Here is a 20,345-nt window from a genome sequence, read left to right on the forward strand (position 1 = left end):
ATGAAGTATAGATACAGCATAGATGAAGTATGGATAGTGTATGAAAATGTATAATTATGCAAAACAAGAAGCTACAACGGATTTGCGTTTACCCAAAGGATATCCAAATCATAACAGGCAAAAGTTATAGACAATCACTTCGCATCTATAACAAAATCAAAGCACATTATAATAAACAACCTCATCAAGTCGTAACCTGGAAGGAGCTAAAGGATTTTTTAGGGATTTCTTAAAATTCCTTTTAAAGTTCTTAAATACACTAATGTGCTATATATAAATTTAATAAGTTTTATAATATCAGAATAAATTGGTAATCAAACTACAATAATATATTTAGTGACATATATTATTTTAATCTTAAATGCTATTAATATATATTCGTGTACTATTAACAATATAAAAATGAATAAAAACACTATTAACTACATTCTAACATTTTTTTGTTTGCTATTTATAAGCAGTTGTAGTAATGATGATGAAACATCGACATTTGAATCTTCTAAAGAGGAAAACTTAATGCTTCATAAAAATAATTCTTTTTTAGAAAAAAATGAAGATGTTAATTTTATTATTAACGAATTGAGCAACATACAAAAATCCAATAAAAACACTCAATCATCCAATCAATATGATTTTATTATCCATAAAGAAAACATTACGTATATAAAAACTTTAGACGGAGAAAGAGAATCTTACACTTTTTTTGTAGAAAAAGAATATAAGCGAAATCTAAATTTTGTAGAAAATCTTGTTATTTCTAAAAAGAAGAACTCTGATAAATTTGAAGCTGCAATAGTTACTTATTTCTTTCCTCAAGGATACAATGTAGAAAATAAAAATTTTCAAGTTTTAAATTCAACACCTTTAGATATTGATATTAGCCATTTTAGTAAATCTTCAATACCTCTTAGCAAATCATCTGGCGGAGGATGTTCTTATGAAGTAATAGAAACTGAACATTCATGTTATAGTAATGAACATTTTGGTGCAGGGGAATCAGGAAAATGTGATCATAAAGGCTATGGTCCCTATTCTACTTACGAGGTATATTTATCTTGTGGTAGTTCTGGTGGCGGAGGCGGTTATAATCCGAGTGGACCAGGTAGTGGTTCAGGTGGGACAGAAACAGGACCTTCTGGCTCTGGAGGTAATAACGGAAATGGAGGAGCTAATGATGGTATAAATACAGGGATTACTTTACCTCCTTCTTGTCAAGGGATGCAGTGTGATGATGATGCTATAATTAATAAAATAAACTCGATCCTAAATAATAATCATAGTGCTAGTGATTATTTTATAAAAAATCCGCAGGATTTAGATATTTTATTTGCCTTGGGTATAGATTTCTTTAATCAAAACCCTAATATTAGTTGGAGTTATTTAGAAAATTGGTTTTTTAAAACAAGAGAAGAAAAAGATTACACTTATGATGCAAGTTATTGGGAAAATCCAAATCTAACATTTCAGCGTCAAAACTTACCAACATGGAACAATTTTAATAGTGCTTACAGAAAATATAGTAATCCTGATGACCGTATGTTATTAGTTAATGAAATTGGAGGTCCTGTTAAACAAGCTTTTATTGATTACCCTCAATTAGTCAGAGGTTTTTGTGCTGTTACTCTTTCATATGCTCTTAACTATTCGGGAGTAACCATTCCAAATATACCTACAACAGGTACAGCTTTGGGAACTGTTCGGGGGGGTGACGGCAAATATTATTTTTTAAATGCGAAAGCTTTAAATGCGTGGATGAGGAAAACCTTTGGTATAAACCCTATTAATCCTAAACATCTGTACATAAAAGGCTCAGATGGCGGTAGAAATGGAGAAAATTTCCCTAATTTAATAAGTAATAATATTAAAGGAATTTATTCTTTAGTTTCTTATAATGCAGAGTGGGCATCTGGACACGCAGATTTAATTCAAAATCGTTTATGCACATATGGTTGTCATTTTAATGATAATCCACCAGCCCCAATAGAATATATAGATATTTGGATTTTAGATTAATTTATTATGAAATATTTTTTGTTTATTTTTTTGTTTATTTCTAGTGAATATACTTTTTCTCAGCAACAAAATGTTCAAGATTCGCTATCATCTGTATTTGCAATTGCACGCTCCTTAGATGATGGATTTTATGTTATAAGTAACGATAACGAAAATTTTGGAATTGCAGATAGTTTAGGAAAAATTGTTTTGCCATTGGAATATAAATTTTATACAATAGATAGTAATTATCATAAAATTTTCGCTAAACGACTTGGTAAATCTCAGATTATTGATTATACCTCTCCAAATAGTGTAATATATTTAGATGAAAATATAAATTTTATTACTACTACTAAACACTATGCATCAAATGAGAAATTTTTCCAAATTTTCTCATTTAAAGGAAAAATAGGACTTATTGATTCTTATAATAATCTTATGATTAGTCCTGTCTACGATGAAATCATAAGTTCTAACCGATGGGATTATTTTATCGTTAAGTTAAATGACAAGTTTGGAATTGTAGATTATCAGAATAATTTTATTAAAAAAATAAAATACGATGAAATTGTGGTTGGAAAAGAAAGATTTATTCTGAAAAAGAAAGGAAATAAACACGAAGTTTTTCTACCCGGATTGAATAGAATTTAAACTTTTAATAAATAAATAACAATATCTATTACGAAAAATTTAGGTATGCCAATTGAATAAATCGATAAAAACAGATATAACAGAGATTATGTAAAATAATATTGTAAATCCTAACTAATATTTAGTTAGGTGTTTTATTATCAGATGGTTAGTTTGTATCTTTGCAAAAGAATACAAGAGTTCTTTAAAGAATGGTAGAGACCAAATCGAGACCATTTGATAAAATAGATATTCAATCCCTCTGAAATAAAGGATTTCTGGCGTAGGTTCGAATCCCGCCAGCTCCACAACTTATAAGATAATCCCTTATTTCGAAAGAGATAAGGGATTTTTAAATTTAGATGAAATCTTATTTGGTCTACCATCATTCCATGATTTATTTCTTATATTTTCTTACTGTTTAAATATGACTTATTCACATCATATTTTTTTCATTCCTCAAAACTATCTTATCTTAGTCGATGAATTAACATTACCAATACGCATAATTGATACAAAATGAGTTCGTACGAATACTACAATTTTCCTATACAACTAGTGAAAGGTTTTTTAGATGACCCTAAAAAAGTTTTAATAGACATTTCGCACTACTGTATATACCGTGTTTTCTTTGATAATTTTGAGAAATATTCTGGATCATTTACAGGTTACCAACAGGCATGTAGTGATTTTGGAATCGAGTTTAAAAATATCGCAGCAGCTTATCAGAATGGAAAGAATTTGTATGATGCAACTATAGAAAAAAGCCCAATGGTTGGTATGAGTTCTGAGATGTACTGGGATTATTTTAATAATGAAAAGACTGAATTTGAACGTATGTTACTTTTAGGCGATTTAGCATTTAAAAGTATTTTAGGTTCTAAATCGTACATTAAACTAGATAATAAATATTGGTTTAGTCGTATCGATGGAAATGTAAAGTCGATAGACAAAGAACTTTTGTCGGAAAAAGTTAAACGTTATTACAACGAATACCAAACAAAAAAAATTAAAAATAAATTAATTTCCGATTGGGGATTAGCATCATATTCTCGTTACAACAGAGGTTTTTATATTAGTTATAAAATGTCGTTGGATGATTTAGCTTACCATGCAGAAAGGATTAGAAAGTCATCACAAGACAAAAAAATTAAAGCTGATGTACAAAGTGCACACGAGAAAGCAATGGCTCGTTTAGCACAAGAAAATTAACACACAATTCCTAAACTTATGACAGATTTTGATAATGAATTAGTAAAACCAAAAAGCTGGTTTAATAGAAACTGGAAGTGGGCCGTACCTTTAGGATGTTTATCTACAATTGGTTTATTTTTCGTCTTATTATTTGGCGGGTTGTTTTTTGGTGTATCTAAGATGATGAGTAGTAATGATGGAACTACACAAGCAGTTAGTATTATTAATCAAGATCAAAATGTGAAAGAAAAATTAGGTGAGAATATAGAAACTGACGGAATTTTTAGCGGAAATATTTCTACGTCTAATAACACCGGAGAAATGAATATTTCTGTACCAGTAAAAGGTTCCAAAGGAACAGGAACAGCAATAATAATTGCTGAAAAAGAATTCGGTAAATGGAATTATGAAAAAATTGCAGTTCAGATTGATGAAACAGGCGAAGTAATTCAGATTCAAAAACAATATTAAAACAAAAAAGGTTGAACTTAGTTCAACCTTTTTTGTTTTAATAATATGTAATCGTTCTTTTAATTACATATACTAAATTGTGATTATTGTAAATTTCGCAGGTTGTCCAATTTCCAGTTGTATCAAATTGATACTTTATATCATAGGTTTTCAACATTGATTTTCCATTCTGAAATGTCTGAACCTTTGCTGAGGTTACATTTTTTTGATTGTTGAAAACCAATTCTAATTTCAGGTTTTGATTGTGATCATATTTTTGAAATTTAGAAGTTTGATGATCCAAATCGTAATATGTAATTTGTTTTCGATTATCAACCACTTCTTCCAAATAAACAGGCGTATTTTGGTCGTAAATAAAATATTTTGTTAATCCTTTTCTGCCGTCAAAAGAAACAGTTTCTTCTTTGATTAATTGGCCTAATTTATTATAAGTAAATTTATTTTTACTTGAAACGTAGTTGTCAATTTTGGTTGTAATTTCGTTTAACTGATTTGTATAATCAAAATTCGTTTGATACAAAGAGGTTGAGGTTTTACTCTTCACAGTTTCGTGTAGCGAAGAAATTTTTCCATCCGTATTATATGTAAAATTCTTTAATGACGCTATGCGCAATGGATCTTCGCCATTGTTAATAACTGTTGTTTTTTGTTCAGTTAATCGACTTGCCGAATCGTACGAATAATCTACATAACTATATGTTCCTATTTTTCCTTTATAATCTAATGAATTTACACGTTGTATTAGCTTTCCTTTTTCATTAAAATTTAAACTTATTTGATTGTAATATTCGTTATCAAGAAAAGGAATCGTTGTCGTATTTCCATTTGCATCATAAGATGTAGAAATTATTTTTTCAACATTTCCTTTTAAATTAAAATCGGTTGATTTTACCAAAGGTTGGTATTCATTTATTGAAATTTCTTGAGAAAATCCTATTTGTAGCCCGATTAAACTTAGTGTTATAGAGATTATTTTTTTCATGTTTTTATATGCTAATTTTAAGTAGTATAACCTTTTAATCAAATTTATCATTTCTATAACATTTATAACCATACAACTTCATTTAAACTTTAAATATTTGTTAAAATGTTGATTATTAATGTTTATTGTGGTATTAAATAACTACCTTAATAATATATAACCATATAAACCCATAGATTTATGAGTATAAAAGATCAATTATTAAAACTTGCAAACGAAACAAATTCGCCTTGTATTACAATAGCATTTAACACCCATCGTACAATTCCAGATAATCAACAAGATCTGATTAAGTTAAAAAATCTTGTAAAAGAAGCAGAACAAAGATTGCTTGAAAAATATACGAAAAGAGAAATCGCTGATGTTTTAGAAAAATTGGAAGCTCTTCCAGATCAATTAGAAGTTCATAAAAATATAGAAAGTTTACATATATATGTATCCAAAGACACTTTCGAATTTATTCGTACAAATATTCCAGTAACTAATGAAGGTGTTTGGGTTGACGATACTTTTCATATCAGACCTTTAATTAAAGCAATGAATCGTGTGACTGAATATTTGGTACTTTATTTAACGAAAAAAGGAGTTCATTTATATGTTGCGATTAACGATTCGATTGTTAGAGAAATTGAAAATGAAGATTTTCCATTCACAGAAAATAATTACAATTTAAGTCATTTGTTTAGCGATTCAGATGATCAAACGAACAAGATTAGAGAATTTTATAATCAAGTAGATAAAGCTGTACATCGCGCAAATCCAGAAGGAACTTTACAATGTTTAGTTGTTTCAACAGATGATAATTATGGTTTATTTATCGCTGAAGCTGATCATCCTACGATTTACTTAGGTAATATTTCAACTGATTTTAATTCACCAACTCAAAAGCATGATTTTATGGAAGCTGCAGGTGAATTTATCCAAAAATATCAGCACGATAATAGAACGAAATCTATTAACGAAATGAACGAAGCAGTAGGAAAAGGTTTAGTATTAACAGATTTAGAAGAGATTTATCAAGCAGCTATTGATGGTCGTGGCGATTTACTAATTGTTTATCAAGATTATCAACAGCCAGTTCTTATGAAAGACGATCGTACTTTTGAAATTGTAGATGATGCTACGGCGCCAGGAGTTTTAGATGATATTATAAGTACAATTGCTTGGGAAGTAATTTCTAAGAAAGGAAAAGCAATTTTTACGGGCCAAGATGAAATTAAAGATTTAGGAAATGTGGTTCTAAAAACACGTTATTAAACAGATATATAACAAAATAAATAGTAAAAAAGGATTCAAGTTAAAAGCTTGAATCCTTTTTTAAATCATACCAAAAGCATTTTGTATCAGAACCTTCAAGTATAAATTCATCTGAAATTACAAATCCAACTTTTTGTAATACATTTTTAGAAGCTTCATTCATTTGATGCGTCATAGCGTGTAGATTAAAATGTTTTAAAGTTTCATAATAATAATTCATACATGCTTTTGCAGCCTCAGTCGCATAACCTTTGTCCCACGCTTCTTTTTTTAAACGATAGCCAAAATCTAAATATTTTGAGTGATTGTTGTAAGATTCTTCAATAAATTTAAATCCTGTCCAACCGATAAAGCGGAATGTACTTTTCTCAATAACAGCAACACGTCCTATTCCATGTTTACGATATTGTAGCCGAATTGAATTTAATAAATTCAGCGCCTCATCAATGGTTTTTAAAGGTTTATCTCTTAAGTAGGTATGTACTTCTGGTTGAGAATCCATCTCGAAAAATTCCATTGTATCTTCCAAAGTGATTGGTCTGATGATCAATCTTTCAGTTTCTAAAAAAGGCAAATATTTCATAGTGATGTGGTTTAAATATTTCATTTCAAAAATTAGCCCAAAAAAATGAATTAAACGTTAATTGTTGTATTAAATATAATTAAAATCAATAAGTTACATTTGGTGTTTAGATTAAGATTATCGAATTAATTTCAACGTATTTATTCATATCTTCAATTAATTTTTATGGCTGATATAATCAAATAATCATAAAAAATAAAGCCCCAAAATCTGAATGATTTTGGGGCTTTTATCTTATCAATACTAAAAATAGTATCTAATTTTTATCCTACGATATTAATAATTTTACCAGGAACAATAATGATGTTTTTCGGTGTACGATCTCCTAATTGTTTGATTGTACGCTCGTCATTCATCACAATTTCCTGAATTTCATCTTTTGATAATGATAAAGGTAATTCTAATAAGAATTTCATTTTACCATTGAAAGAAACCGGATATTCTTTTGAATCTGCTACTAACCATTTCTCTTCGAAAACAGGGAATTCAGCTTCAGCAATAGAAGTTTCGTGACCTAATTTCGACCATAATTCTTCAGCGATGTGAGGCGCATAAGGAGATAAAACAATCGCTAAAGGTTCTAAAATAGCACGTTTATTCGATTTTAATTTTCCTAATTCGTTCACTGCAATCATAAATGTAGAAACTGAAGTATTGAATGAGAAGTTGTTTACATCTTCATCTACTTTCTTGATTGTTTGGTGTAACGCTTTCATTTCCTCTTTCGTTGGTTCGTCATCCGATACGAAGAAAGTTTCTTCTGGTCCTGAATGATATAAACGCCAGAATTTCTTTAAGAATGAGTAAACTCCAGATAATCCTTGTGTATTCCAAGGTTTTGTTTGTTCTAATGGTCCTAAGAACATTTCGTATAAACGTAAAGAATCTGCACCATATTCGTCACAAATAGTATCAGGAGAAATAACGTTAAATTTAGATTTAGACATCTTTTCTACCTCACGACCTGTGATAAATTTTCCGTCTTCTAAAATGAATTCAGCATTAGAAAAATCCTCACGCCACGCTTTGAATTGATCTGTATCTAATTCATCACCTCCATCTTTTAACATGTTCACGTCAATGTGGATAGGAGAAACAGAATCCATATGATAGATTAAATTAATATCATTTGAATAATTATATTTTACTTTGATATAATCTAAAATAACTTGAATACCTTCATCCGTTAAAACTAGTTTATTATCAATAAATTTTTTAGAAACGAATAAAATTTCAGATTTTTCATTTTCAATATTCATATCGTTAATGAAATATTCGAAATTTACTCTATAAGCAAACGCACTCATTCCTAAAATCATTCCTTGGTTGATTAATTTTTTCGCGTATTCATCCGTTGGAACTAATCCTTTGTCGAATAAGAATTTTTGCCAGAAACGAGAATATAATAAGTGACCTGTTGCGTGCTCTGATCCACCTAAGTATAAATCTACATTTTGCCAATAGTTAACTGCTGCTTGAGAAACAAATTCTTCTTCGTTTTTCGCATCCATATAACGTAACCAATACCAAGAAGAACCTGCCCATCCTGGCATTGTGTTCAACTCGATAGGGAAAATTGTTTCGTTGTCGATTAAGCTATTATCTACTACTTGATTTGTCGTTGTATCAAAAGCCCATTGTGTAGCGCGTCCTAATGGTGGCTCACCGTCTGAAGTTGGCAAATACTCATCGACTTCAGGTAAGATAATTGGTAACGCTTCCGTTGGAATTGTATAAGGCATTCCGTCTTTAAAATAAACCGGAACTGGTTCTCCCCAGTAACGTTGACGAGAGAATACCGCTTCGCGTAAACGGAAGTTTGTTTTACCTTTTCCGTATCCTTTTTCTTCTAAAGCTGCAATAATTTTTTCAACGGCTTCTTTGTAATCTAATCCGTTTAAGAAATCAGAATCTTGTAATTCGAACCCACCTTTTTCAGTAAACGCAGCTTCTGAAATATCTTGACCTTTGAAGATGTTGATAATTGGTAAATTGAAGTGGTTTGCAAAAGCAAAATCACGCTCATCACCAGCTGGAACAGCCATAACAGCTCCAGTTCCGTAAGATGCTAATACGTAATCACCAATCCAAATCGGAACTTGTTTTCCTGTAAATGGGTGAATTGCATAAGCTCCTGTGAACTCTCCTGTAATATTTTTTGCATCCGCTAAACGATCACGTTCCGAACGTTTTGATGTGTAATCTACGTAAGCGTCAACTTTTGCTTTGTATTTTTCTGTTGTAATCTCAGCAACTAATGGGTGTTCTGGTGCTAATGTAACGTAAGAAACACCAAAAACAGTATCAGGGCGAGTCGTGAAAACTTCAATTTTTTGTTCGTTTCCAACTACATCAAAGAAAATAGACGCACCTTGAGATTTTCCAATCCAGTTACGTTGTGCTTCTTTAATCGCGTCTGACCAATCTAAACCGTCTAATCCAGTTAATAAACGATCTGCATAAGCGGTGATACGCATCATCCATTGTGTCATTTTTTTACGCACAACTGGGAATCCACCACGCTCAGATAATCCGTTGATTACTTCGTCATTCGCTAAAACAGTTCCTAAATCTGCACACCAATTTACTTCTGCTTCTGCTAAGAACGTTAAACGGTATTTTAATAAAATTGCTTGTTGTTCTTTTTCAGTATAAGCATTCCACTCATCAGCCGTAAAAATTGTTACATCTTCATCTGCAACAGCATTTACATTAGCATTTCCTTCTGCTTTGAAAGTTTCAACTAATTTGCTGATTGCTTCTGCTTTATCTGTTGAATTATCGTAGTAAGAATCGAACAATTGATTGAAAATCCATTGTGTCCATTTGTAATATTCAGGGTTAGATGTACGAATCTCACGATCCCAATCGTAACCCATCCCAATTTTCTTTAATTGGTTTTCGTAACCAGCGATTACATTACCTTGTTTATCAACTCCACCTTCAATATTCACTTTAGTAGTCACTGCTGGATGCTGTCCTGTTTGGATTGCATATTGCTCTGCAGGTAAACCAAATGAATCGTATCCTATTGGGTGTAAAACATTAAAACCTTTCAATTTTTTGTAACGTGCAAATATATCAGACGCGATGTACCCTAATGGGTGACCAACGTGCAATCCCGCTCCAGATGGATAAGGGAACATATCTAACACATAAAATTTAGGTTTGTCTGAATTGTTATCAGCTTTAAATGTTTTGTTATCGATCCAAAATTTTTGCCACTTTGATTCGATTTCACTTGGATTATATTGCATTACTGAAGATTATATTATAATTAAAAATTATAGCAAATTTACATTTTTTACTTATCTTTTAAGGAAGATTGACGATATTTGTAGTCATAAGAATTTGATTCTTTGAATTTACCCAACCCTATGAAAAAAGATCTTTTGTTTTACTATGCTATTGTTGCATTATTTTTTGTTGTCATACTATTCTCGGTGCGCTATATCGTAAATACAACTCGTGTGTTTGTAGGTTACGAAGAAAGTGTGAATCCGGTTGAGATTAAATGGCAGGTTGACGAGTCAGATTCTGTATTGCGTATCCAAGAGCCTCTTTATTTGGCTAATAATTATTACATCTGTAAAAGTCAAACTATCGAAACTTTTACAAAAAAAGATTCTGTTATCGTAAAGGAACTTTTTTCTGATTCTACGGTAAATAAGGGTTCAGTTTTAAATTTAAAACCACCTTATGTTGTATGGAAAAATCCAAAAAATGATACGTTAAAAGTTTTTAAAAACGAAAAGACTTTGAGGTTTGTTAAGGCTGATTAATCAGACTTTGCGCAAATGGAAAAAGAAGTTTGAACCTTTGCCTAATTTACTTTGAACAGCGATTCGTTGATTATGGGCTTCCAAGATGTGTTTTACGATTGCTAAACCTAATCCAGAACCACCTTGGTTACGATTTCTTGATTTATCAACACGATAAAAACGTTCGAAAATTCGATCGATATCCTCTTGTTTTATTCCGACACCTTGATCTTTTACCATTATTTTAATACGTTCTTCAGTTTCCTGAAATTCGATTTTAATTTCAGTATTTGGATCAGAATAATTAATAGCGTTTACAACAAGATTGATTAAAACTTGCTGAATTTTTTCGATATCACCCATCACTTTTAACTGATAATTAGTTGGGTGATTTAATGTAAGTTGAATGTCGTTTTTTTCTGCCTTAATTTCCAATAAATCAATAACTTCTTGTGCTAAAGCAACGATATTGAAAGGAGAATTTTGAATATTAATTCGACCTTTTTCTAATTCAGAAATCATATCTAAATCTTTAACAAGGTAAATTAAACGGTCTACAGATTTGTTGATTCGGTTTAAGTATTTATCACGAATATTTTCATCGTCTATTCCACCTTCAATTAAAGTTAAAAGATAACCTTGCACTGAAAATAAAGGAGTTTTAAGTTCGTGAGAGATATTTCCTAAAAATTCACGACGATAATTTTCGCGTTCTTTTAAGTAATCAATTTCTTTTGATTGAACTTCGGTAATATTAGAAATTTGTTGAGATAAACCTTCAAAATCAACTTCTTCAGTTCTTGGAATAATGGGTAAATTCTTAGAAATTTCAGTAAAGTCTTTACGTCTTTGATTTTTTACGATCAAAAAGAAAAAGATATTCAACCCGATTAATATTAGCAGAAGTATGGTACTAAAATATGGGATATTTGCAATGATAAAGTTGATATTTCCGAACCATAAAAATGTAAAGCCGACAAATCCACAACCAATTGCAAGTGCTGTAAAAAGGGCGTAAAGGAAGAGATTATAAATTTTAAAATTTGAAGCCATTCCTTCGTTTAGTCATTTATTTTATATCCGATACCTTTTATTGTCGAAAAACGTTCGTTACCAAATTTTTCGCGTAATTTTCGCATATGTACATCAATTGTGCGTCCACCAACAACTACTTCATTACCCCAAACTTTTTCTAGAATTTCTTCACGTTTAAAAACTCTTTCTGGGTTAGATGCTAATAATGCGATTAATTCGAATTCCTTACGAGGTAAAAGAAACTCTTCGTTTAAGTAAGTTACTTTATAAGTTTCTCGGTTAATTTCGAAATTATTTAATTTGATTAATTCGTCCTGAGCAGGTTCGTTGTTGTTTTTAAGTTTTAATAAAGCATTTAATTTACTAATTAATACTTTAGGTTTGATTGGTTTTAAAATATAATCATTCGCACCAGCTTCATAACCAGCTAACTGAGAAAAATCTTCAGCTCTTGCTGATAAGAAAACAACCAATGTATCTTTAAAAGAATCTAGTTTTCTTAATTCGCTACACATTTCCATACCATCCATTTGTGGCATCATAACATCTAGTAAAATTAAATCAGGACGAAAAACTTTAGCTTGCTTAAGACCTTCAATACCATTGTTTGCGGTCTCTACTTCAAACCCTTCTTTTTTTAGATTATATCCTATAAATTCTAAGATATCTGGCTCATCGTCTACTAAAAGTATTTTAATATTTTTCATGTTTGTTTTTGTTGATTAACGTTGATTTAATCCACACGTAAAATTAAGTTAATATTTGTTTAATACTACATTTAAACAGGTTCTTAACATTGATTTAAAATTACAAAAATTTGTTAACATTTCCGTAACAAATCCTTTACATTAAGAAAAACACTTTTTTGTTTAGACTCAAGAAATTTGCGTCAAACAAACACGGAAATGAAAAAGAATTTAACGTTATTATTCGCCTTAGTAAGTGCAGGTGTATTTGCACAGACTAATGTAGAAATTAAAGGAGTACTTTACGATCAACTATCAAAAACTGTATTAGCTGATACAAAATTTAAAATCGATGATTTAGGATTAGAAGCTACAACAGACAACCAAGGAAATTACAAAATAGAAGTTCCGGAAGATGCTTACGAAGTTGAATTAACAGTTGATGGTTACGAAAAAGTGAAACAACCTTTAGGTGAACAAACAATTTTAAATTTTTTCCTAAAACCAGATGATATAAAATCTGAAGATATAGATTTAGCAACGGCAACAATTACCGTACAAAGAAATAAAGCCGCAGAGGCAAATCTTCTTAACATGCAAAAGAAATCTACTCAAATCGTCGAAAATATTGGACAGGTTGAGATGGATAGAAAAGGGATTAGCGATGCAGCAGGAGCTGTAGCGAAAATGTCTGGTGTTACAAAACAAGAAGGGACAGGAAATGTTTTTGTAAGAGGGTTAGGAGATCGTTACAATTCGACATCGTTAAACGGTCTTCCTATTCCTTCGGAGAATCCTGGAAATAAAAATATTAAGTTAGATTTATTCTCAACTGATATTATCGAATATATATCGATGTACAAAACTTATAGCAGCAAAATTAATGCTGATTTTGGTGGAGCAAACGTTGATATTACTTCTAAAAGATACGACGGAAAAGGATTTTTTCAGGTTGGTTTAGGAACTACCATCAATTCAAATGCGTTAGACAATAAAGCATACAAATTACAAGATGGACCTAATTATTTTGGTTTTAAAACAACTAAAATTCCAAACAATGTATTAGGTGGTTATAATTTCGAGAATAGTTTAAATCCAGTTTCAAAACCATCATTAGGAGGTTCTTTTAACTTAAAAGGTGGAAAGAGTTTTAGATTGAATAACGGATCAAAATTCGGATTTTTTGCAGCAGCTTCATTCGATAGTAATGGGGAGCGATTACAAAACGGAGTTGCAAGAACTGTAGATGCACATGGAAATGGAATTAAAGATTTTCACACTTTTACAAGCAACAAATACAATACAAATACAACAGGATTAATTAATTTATTTTATGATATTAATCCAAATCATAAATTAAGAGCAAATAGCATTTTAATTAATAATTCTTCTCAATCATTAAACGAGTATAATGGGTATGTTCGTGATATTAATGAGAATGAAAATGGTTTAGTTCGTCGTGGAACTTATGAAAGAAATACGTTATTAATCAACCAATTATTAGGAGAGCACAACTTCAGTGAAAGATCTGAATTTAATTGGGGAATTTCTTTCAACACGATTAAAAACGAAATGCCAGACCGTATCCAAAATACATTAAGATATGACGAAAATGATGGTCAATATTATTTAGCAAATCAAGATGCATCTTTATCACACCGCTATTTTCAAGAATTAAAGGAAGATGAAATGGCAGCGAATTTAGCTTATAGTTTAAAGTTTGGTGTTGATAATTCTACATACAAAGCCAAATTAACTGTTGGTTACCAAGGTCGTTTCAAGGAAAGAAATTTAGAAGCAAATCAATTCAATTTAAAAGTTAATAAAGGAGATGTTGCTGTTGATCCTAATAATTTAGATGGATTTTTTAATCAAGCGAATTATGGATCTCACTTCTTAATTTCAACATTCGACAGCTATAACGGAACTTACCGTCCACAAGAATATTCTGGTGAGCAAACAATTAATGCTGGTTTTGCAGAATTAGAATATCACTTCTCAGATCGTTTTATGGCAATTGTAGGTTTACGTGGAGAACATATCAATCAATTAGTTGATTGGCGTACAGCTTTATCGCAAGGGAAAAATGAATTTGATCAATTCGAAATTTTACCAAGTTTAGCCATGCGATACAAAGTAAATGATAAAAATAATTTACGTTTCGCAGCTTCTAAAACATACACTTTACCGCAATTTAAGGAACGTGCCATGTTCGTTTACGAAGATGTAACTGAAATTGAAAGAGGGAATCCAATGTTATATGCTTCGACTAATTATAATGCTGATCTTAAGTGGGAATGGTTCCCAAAACAAGGGGAAATTTTATCGGTTGCAGCATTTGGTAAGTATATCATCGATCCAATTAATAAAGTAACGATCGCATCTTCTGCAAACGATCAATCTTATGCAAACACAGGTGATTGGGGTTATGCAATCGGAGTTGAGGTTGAAGCGCGTAAAGCAATTATTGATAACAAAGGTTTAAATTCTGAACAGGTTACAATTGGTTTAAATGCCGCTTACATGCAGACGAAACAAGAGTTAAATGATGATAAAGTTTTTGAAGAAACATACTTTAATGGTGGTCGAATTAATACAAATTTCACTTTCGAGGAAGATAGTTTCACAGGAGCATCAGATTTAGTTTTAAATGCAGATATATCTTACTCTAAAAAATGGGAAAAAGGAGGAAGCGTTTTAGCTACTGTTGCTTACAATTACTTCTCAGACCGTTTATATTCTTTAGGTACTGAAACAAGAGGAAATCAGGTTGATAAAGGTTTCGGAACGTTAGATTTTATTTTACGATCTAAGTTAGATAAAAACATCGGGATCAACTTCGCAGCTAAAAATTTATTAAATCCAGATATCCGCCGAGTTCAAGATAACTTAAACGGAGCGGTAGACATTTTAAGCTACAAAAGAGGTATGAATTTTAGCTTAGGAATCAACTACCAATTTTAAAATCAATATAAAACACAAACATAAACATAAAAAACAATGAAAAAATCAGTATTAAAATTATTAGCTTTATTTGCTGTATCATCAGTAGCATTAGTAGGATGTTCAAGCGATGACGATTCTAACGATGGAGGAGAAAACCCTTCAGGTTTCGTTGCAAATCCAGCAGATTTCAAAGGTGAAATTAAAGCAGGAGATAATGTAACATTAGATCCATCTAAAACATATTATTTAACAGGAAAATTACAAATCAACGAAGGTGGAAAATTAACTATTCCAGCAGGAACTAGAATTGTTGCTAATGGCGGAACTTCATCTTTCGTTGCAGTTGCACAAGGTGGACAAATCTTCGCTGAAGGTACAGCTACAAATCCAGTAGTTTTTACATCTGAAAACAGAACTCCAGGTGCATGGGGAGGTGTTGTAGTTTGTGGTAAAGCGCCGATCAACAAAGCAACTACTGCTTCTGCTGAGGTTTCTGAATTAACTTACGGTGGTACTCAAGCAAACGATAATTCAGGTGTTATTAAATACGTTCGTATCGAATATGCAGGAGCAGCTTACAATTCTGAAAAAGAATTCAACGGATTATCTTTATTCGGTGTTGGTAATGCAACTACTGTAGAATATGTTCAATTACACGAAGGTGCTGATGATGGGATAGAATTCTTTGGTGGAACTGTAAATACTAAATATATTATTGCTAACGGAAATGAAGATGATCAATTTGACTGGACTGAAGGTTGGAATGGATCAAATGAATTTTGGTATTCTAAAGCAAGTTTAGGTCGTGGTAACCGCGGTATCGAAGCTGATAATAATTCAAATAACCACACTTTAGGACCAGTTTCAAACCCAACAATCAAGAATATGACTTTAGTAGGTTTAGGAGCTTCTTACAATGGATCAGAAAATCAAGCGATGAAGTTGCGTGTAGGAACTAAAGGTAAATTAGAAAATGTAGTTTTAGCAGAGTGGGCAAAAGGTATCGATATTGAGCATGATGCAACTTTAGCTGGTATTCCAAATGATTTATTTATAAGAAATGTACAATTCGTAAATGTTGCAACTGAAGCTACAGGTAAAAAATCAGACGGAACTTCTACATCAGTTTCAGCAGCATACAACGTACAAAATAATCAAGGAGCTGGTAATGGAGCAAATACTCCATCATGGGCACAAGGTTGGACAGTAGGATTATAATTTAATTTATAATAAAGTACTAAAAATATAGTACTTCGTGTTTGTGGTCGTCTTTTCAGATATCAAATTTCTGAAAAGGCGACTTTTTTATCAATTATAAGTTAAATCAAATGACTGAATTAAAATAAGTTATTTAGAAAAAGTCCAAATTGGACAAAGTGTTGTACATTTGCAACTGCAAATAGAAATTCATTAATCAAAAATGGCATTAACAGAAAATCAAATCGATGCTATTGGAGAACAATTGGTAGGTAAATTTAAACAAATTTTCGATCCAGAGATTCCAGTAGATATTTACGAATTAGGATTAATCTACGACGCACATATTAACGAGGAAGGTGAAGTTAAAGTCTTAATGACACTTACATCGCCTAACTGCCCAGTTGCTGAGTCATTACCATTAGAGGTTGAACAAAAGGTTGAAGAGATTGAAGGCGTTACAAAAGCATACGTAGAAATTACTTTCGAACCAACTTGGGACAGAGATATGATGAGCGAAGAAGCAAAATTTGAGTTAGGAATGTTATAATAACATTCCTAATTTTTTTTGTATCTTATGGCAAATCTAAATTATTTTCTATGACTACATTATATGTTATTTTATTTATCGTAGCTGCACTTATTTTCTTAGGTATTTTCACTGTTAAGCAACAAACAGCTGTTATTGTGGAACGTTTTGGGAAGTTCCATAGTACAAGATCATCCGGTTTACAAATCAAAATTCCTCTTGTGGATAAAATAGCAGGTAAAGTATCTTTAAAAATACAACAATTAGATGTTTTGGTTGAAACTAAAACAAAAGATGATGTGTTTATTAAAATTAAAGTTTCAGTTCAATATCAAGTCATCAAAGATCAAGTGTACGATGCATTTTACAAGTTAGATAATCCATACACACAGATTACATCTTACGTTTTTGATGTGGTTCGTGCAGAGGTTCCTAAACTTCGATTAGATGATGTTTTCGAGAAAAAAGACGATATCGCAATTGCAGTAAGAAATGAAGTGCAAGAAGCAATGAATACTTACGGATATGATATTATTAAAACATTGGTTACAGATATTGATCCAGATGAACAAGTAAAACATGCCATGAATCGCATTAATGCATCAGAGCGTGAAAAAATTGCAGCTCAATACGAAGGTGATGCTCAGCGTATTTTGATTGTAGAAAAAGCGAAAGCAGAAGCTGAATCTAAACGTTTACAAGGTCAAGGTATCGCCGATCAAAGACGTGAAATTGCCAAAGGTTTATTAGAATCTGTTGATGTTTTAAACGGGGTAGGAATTTCTTCACAAGAAGCTTCCGCTCTTATAGTAGTTACACAACATTATGATACGTTACAGGCTATTGGGGAAAAATCAGGAAGTAAATTAGTTCTTCTTCCAAATTCACCAACTGCCGCTTCAGAAATGTTAAATACCATGGTAACTTCTTTTACAGCAGCAAACGAATTAAATAATGATAATAAAAAAGGCTCTTAATAGAGCCTTTTTTTGTTATTATAAATATGGTATTTTAATTATAAAGTGCTTGGTAATCCACTCTATGTTCTTGTTTTCTAATTTGATTGTAGATATAAAATATCAAAAATCCTGCAATTAAAAAGGCTGTTCCATCAATAAAATACATAAAGTTTTTAATCATATGAGGCAACCACAATAAACTTGATCCTAACAAAATTAAAATAAATGATAAGCCTATTATTATATATGCAGATGTACTATTACTTTCAAAAATTTCAATTCCAAAATTAATTGAGAAAATAGCTCTCAGAAAAAAGTATATTCCAGTATAGAATGATACAATATCAGTTGTTGTTGATGGTTCAGAAATCAAAAGAATCCCAATAATGTAAGTTAACAGACCAAAAGAAAAACTCCATTTCCAGTTCGAAAATATATTTTTATTACGAACAGAAAAAAGAATTTCCAAAACTCCAGAAACCATAAATATTACACTAAAAATAGTGTTGATAGAATCGATTTCTTTTGCAAGATTGAAATAAGTTATGATACCAATGATTAAAAAAATTAATCCAATAATAAATGGAGGAAAATTTAGGGAATACGGGCTTGCTGAAACTTTAGTTAATTTCATTGGTTAAGGTTTTAGTTATATTTTAGTTAAGTAATTAACAATATAATAATAATTAATTATTTATTGATATAATTATTGAAATATTATTAATAATAACGGGTAAAATTCAGTATTTACAGTGAATACCTTTAAATTTGAATCTTAAAATAATTCATAATGAAAGTAGGTATAGAAGCCGTTACAATATATATTCCAACAAATTACTTGCCAATTAAAGATTTAGCAGAAAAAAGAAGTATAGATCCAGATAAATTAGAACTTGGATTGGGTTTAAAAAAAATGGCAATTCTTGATGCTGATGAGGATACAGCAACTATTGCAGCTGAAGCGTTATTAAAGATTTTTAAAGATTATTCCGTAGATCCAAAGTCTATAGGACGTATTTATTTAGGTACAGAAAGTGCTTTAGATGGAGCAAAGCCAACCGCTACTTATGCTGTGCAAATGGTAGAAAAGGTTCTTGCAGAAAATCATGGAGAACGAGTTTTTAAGCATACTGATGTTGTTGATATGACATTTGCTTGTATTGGTGGTGTTGATGCAATGCATAATTCGATTGATTATGTGCGTGTTAATCCGGATAAAAAAGCTATCGTTATCGCTGCAGATTATGCAAAATATGGATTAGAATCAACTGGCGAGTATACACAAGGTGCTGGTGCAGTAGCAGTTTTAATTTCGAATGAACCAAATTTAATCGAAATTGAAAATAAATGGGGTGTGGGAATGGAATCTGTTTTTGACTTTTTCAAACCTCGCCAAATTACTTCAAATCAATCTATTTTAGAAACATTAGAAACGACAAAAACAGAAGTCGAAATTTTCTCGGACGAGCCTGTTTTTGATGGTCAATACTCAAACGAATGTTACAAAAATCGTGTTCGCGAGGCGTATTTTAACTTTAAGGAAAAATACAATATAACAGGTAAATTGTATGAAGATTGGCGCTATATTGCGTTTCACTTGCCATATGCATTTCAAGGAAAACGAATGTTTAACGATGTTTTTGCGTTAGAAAATGGCGAAGAAAATTCTCCTGAAAATTTAAAATTAATTGCTAAGTCAGAAGCTTATAAACAATTAGTGAAAGAAAAATTAGAAGCAACGCAACGCGCATCTTCAGAAATTGGAAACATGTATACAGCTTCAATTTTTACAGCTTTATTATCAGCATTGCAAGTAAGTTTAGATAATCAAGAAGAATTAGAAGGTCAAAAAATTGGTTTCATTGGATATGGTTCAGGTTCAAAAGCAAAAGTTTTTGAAGGTGTCGTTTCTGAGAATTGGAAACATGTGATGACTAGAGTAAATTTATTCGAAATGTTATCAAATCGTAAGAATATTACATATCAGCAATACGAAGATCTGCATAATAAAGTGTTAAAAACACCAATTAACGATAGAAAAGGTTTTGCTTTATCTGAAATTGAAAAAGAAATTCCTAATTTAGAAGGCGCAAGATATTACACATTCAAATCATAATTAG

General features: G+C 31.1%; 17 protein-coding genes. 11 read left to right on the forward strand and 6 right to left on the reverse strand.

The features are described 5' to 3' along the window. Positions 1-402: 402 nt before the first annotated feature. The 4 genes from J9309_RS05395 (at position 403) to J9309_RS05410 (ending at position 4,290) form a co-directional block, all read left to right on the forward strand. Positions 403-2,013, forward strand: a complete 1,611-nt coding sequence (locus J9309_RS05395) for a T6SS effector amidase Tae4 family protein (protein WP_230477512.1) — start codon at positions 403-405, stop codon at positions 2,011-2,013. 6 nt (positions 2,014-2,019) lie between these two features. Further along, positions 2,020-2,646: a WG repeat-containing protein gene (locus J9309_RS05400; protein WP_230477513.1), complete on the forward strand. Its 627-nt coding sequence runs from the start codon at positions 2,020-2,022 to the stop codon at positions 2,644-2,646. 498 nt (positions 2,647-3,144) lie between these two features. Beyond that, on the forward strand, positions 3,145-3,837 hold the full coding sequence (locus J9309_RS05405) for a hypothetical protein (protein WP_230477514.1): 693 nt from the start codon (positions 3,145-3,147) through the stop codon (positions 3,835-3,837). 18 nt (positions 3,838-3,855) lie between these two features. Continuing rightward, the gene (locus J9309_RS05410; protein WP_230477515.1) at positions 3,856-4,290 is read left to right on the forward strand and encodes a cytochrome c oxidase assembly factor Coa1 family protein; all 435 of its coding nucleotides are present in this window, start codon (positions 3,856-3,858) and stop codon (positions 4,288-4,290) included. 37 nt (positions 4,291-4,327) lie between these two features. Here J9309_RS05410 and J9309_RS05415 read toward each other — a convergent pair whose 3' ends face one another. After that, positions 4,328-5,272, reverse strand: coding sequence for a hypothetical protein (locus tag J9309_RS05415; RefSeq protein WP_230477516.1), 945 nt, complete (start codon positions 5,270-5,272; stop codon positions 4,328-4,330). Between the two features lie 180 nt (positions 5,273-5,452). Between J9309_RS05415 and J9309_RS05420 the strand changes: the two genes are divergently transcribed. Further along, positions 5,453-6,529, forward strand: a complete 1,077-nt coding sequence (locus J9309_RS05420; protein WP_230477517.1) for a baeRF3 domain-containing protein — start codon at positions 5,453-5,455, stop codon at positions 6,527-6,529. Positions 6,530-6,569: 40 nt separating this feature from the next. On the opposite strand, the gene J9309_RS05425 is transcribed toward J9309_RS05420, so the two are convergent. Next, positions 6,570-7,112: a GNAT family N-acetyltransferase gene (locus J9309_RS05425; RefSeq protein ID WP_230477518.1), complete on the reverse strand. Its 543-nt coding sequence runs from the start codon at positions 7,110-7,112 to the stop codon at positions 6,570-6,572. A 263-nt stretch (positions 7,113-7,375) separates the two neighbouring features. Continuing rightward, a complete protein-coding gene (locus tag J9309_RS05430; RefSeq protein ID WP_230477519.1) occupies positions 7,376-10,369 on the reverse strand; it encodes a leucine--tRNA ligase in 2,994 nt (997 codons plus the stop codon). A gap of 120 nt (positions 10,370-10,489) precedes the next feature. Here J9309_RS05430 and J9309_RS05435 point away from each other — a divergent pair, with 120 nt between their 5' ends. Beyond that, on the forward strand, positions 10,490-10,894 hold the full coding sequence (locus tag J9309_RS05435; RefSeq protein ID WP_230477520.1) for a hypothetical protein: 405 nt from the start codon (positions 10,490-10,492) through the stop codon (positions 10,892-10,894). On the opposite strand, the gene J9309_RS05440 is transcribed toward J9309_RS05435, so the two are convergent. Both J9309_RS05440 and J9309_RS05445 read right to left on the reverse strand, forming a co-directional pair. Beyond that, positions 10,895-11,758: a sensor histidine kinase gene (locus J9309_RS05440; protein ID WP_230477523.1), complete on the reverse strand. Its 864-nt coding sequence runs from the start codon at positions 11,756-11,758 to the stop codon at positions 10,895-10,897. Between the two features lie 176 nt (positions 11,759-11,934). Further along, positions 11,935-12,615, reverse strand: a complete 681-nt coding sequence (locus J9309_RS05445; protein ID WP_230477524.1) for a response regulator transcription factor — start codon at positions 12,613-12,615, stop codon at positions 11,935-11,937. 198 nt (positions 12,616-12,813) lie between these two features. Here J9309_RS05445 and J9309_RS05450 point away from each other — a divergent pair, with 198 nt between their 5' ends. The 4 genes from J9309_RS05450 to J9309_RS05465 all read left to right on the forward strand — a co-directional run bounded on the left by J9309_RS05450 (position 12,814) and on the right by J9309_RS05465 (position 18,243). Then, positions 12,814-15,558, forward strand: a complete 2,745-nt coding sequence (locus J9309_RS05450) for a TonB-dependent receptor domain-containing protein (RefSeq protein WP_230477526.1) — start codon at positions 12,814-12,816, stop codon at positions 15,556-15,558. A gap of 36 nt (positions 15,559-15,594) precedes the next feature. Then, entirely contained in the window at positions 15,595-16,758 is a 1,164-nt protein-coding gene (locus tag J9309_RS05455; RefSeq protein WP_230477528.1) for a hypothetical protein, read from the forward strand. Positions 16,759-16,960: 202 nt separating this feature from the next. Beyond that, positions 16,961-17,287 carry an iron-sulfur cluster assembly protein gene (locus tag J9309_RS05460; protein WP_230477533.1) on the forward strand — a complete coding sequence of 109 codons (327 nt, stop codon included), beginning with the start codon at positions 16,961-16,963 and terminating at the stop codon, positions 17,285-17,287. Positions 17,288-17,337: 50 nt separating this feature from the next. Next, on the forward strand, positions 17,338-18,243 hold the full coding sequence (locus tag J9309_RS05465; protein ID WP_230477535.1) for an SPFH domain-containing protein: 906 nt from the start codon (positions 17,338-17,340) through the stop codon (positions 18,241-18,243). A 34-nt stretch (positions 18,244-18,277) separates the two neighbouring features. Here the strand turns inward: J9309_RS05465 and J9309_RS05470 are convergent, their stop codons facing one another. Then, positions 18,278-18,859, reverse strand: coding sequence for a DUF308 domain-containing protein (locus tag J9309_RS05470; RefSeq protein WP_230477537.1), 582 nt, complete (start codon positions 18,857-18,859; stop codon positions 18,278-18,280). A gap of 156 nt (positions 18,860-19,015) precedes the next feature. On the opposite strand from J9309_RS05470, the gene J9309_RS05475 reads away from it, so the two are divergent. Further along, a complete protein-coding gene (locus tag J9309_RS05475; RefSeq protein ID WP_230477538.1) occupies positions 19,016-20,341 on the forward strand; it encodes a hydroxymethylglutaryl-CoA synthase family protein in 1,326 nt (441 codons plus the stop codon). Positions 20,342-20,345: the final 4 nt, after the last annotated feature.

The sequence above is a fragment of the Faecalibacter bovis genome, from assembly GCF_017948305.1.
GTDB classification, from domain to species: domain Bacteria; phylum Bacteroidota; class Bacteroidia; order Flavobacteriales; family Weeksellaceae; genus Empedobacter; species Empedobacter bovis.

Bases quoted from the DNA above. Each gene is read 5' to 3' on its own strand.
- J9309_RS05465 (WP_230477535.1), top strand. From the start codon at position 17,338: ATGACTACATTATATGTTATTTTATTTATCGTAGCTGCACTTATTTTC.
- J9309_RS05455 (WP_230477528.1), top strand. From the start codon at position 15,595: ATGAAAAAATCAGTATTAAAATTATTAGCTTTATTTGCTGTATCATCA.
- J9309_RS05395 (WP_230477512.1), top strand. From the start codon at position 403: ATGAATAAAAACACTATTAACTACATTCTAACATTTTTTTGTTTGCTA.
- J9309_RS05405 (WP_230477514.1), top strand. From the start codon at position 3,145: ATGAGTTCGTACGAATACTACAATTTTCCTATACAACTAGTGAAAGGT.
- J9309_RS05410 (WP_230477515.1), top strand. From the start codon at position 3,856: ATGACAGATTTTGATAATGAATTAGTAAAACCAAAAAGCTGGTTTAAT.
- J9309_RS05420 (WP_230477517.1), top strand. From the start codon at position 5,453: ATGAGTATAAAAGATCAATTATTAAAACTTGCAAACGAAACAAATTCG.
- J9309_RS05435 (WP_230477520.1), top strand. From the start codon at position 10,490: ATGAAAAAAGATCTTTTGTTTTACTATGCTATTGTTGCATTATTTTTT.
- J9309_RS05415 (WP_230477516.1), bottom strand. From the start codon at position 5,272: ATGAAAAAAATAATCTCTATAACACTAAGTTTAATCGGGCTACAAATA.
- J9309_RS05475 (WP_230477538.1), top strand. From the start codon at position 19,016: ATGAAAGTAGGTATAGAAGCCGTTACAATATATATTCCAACAAATTAC.
- J9309_RS05470 (WP_230477537.1), bottom strand. From the start codon at position 18,859: ATGAAATTAACTAAAGTTTCAGCAAGCCCGTATTCCCTAAATTTTCCT.
- J9309_RS05400 (WP_230477513.1), top strand. From the start codon at position 2,020: ATGAAATATTTTTTGTTTATTTTTTTGTTTATTTCTAGTGAATATACT.
- J9309_RS05450 (WP_230477526.1), top strand. From the start codon at position 12,814: ATGAAAAAGAATTTAACGTTATTATTCGCCTTAGTAAGTGCAGGTGTA.
- J9309_RS05430 (WP_230477519.1), bottom strand. From the start codon at position 10,369: ATGCAATATAATCCAAGTGAAATCGAATCAAAGTGGCAAAAATTTTGG.
- J9309_RS05460 (WP_230477533.1), top strand. From the start codon at position 16,961: ATGGCATTAACAGAAAATCAAATCGATGCTATTGGAGAACAATTGGTA.
- J9309_RS05425 (WP_230477518.1), bottom strand. From the start codon at position 7,112: ATGAAATATTTGCCTTTTTTAGAAACTGAAAGATTGATCATCAGACCA.
- J9309_RS05445 (WP_230477524.1), bottom strand. From the start codon at position 12,615: ATGAAAAATATTAAAATACTTTTAGTAGACGATGAGCCAGATATCTTA.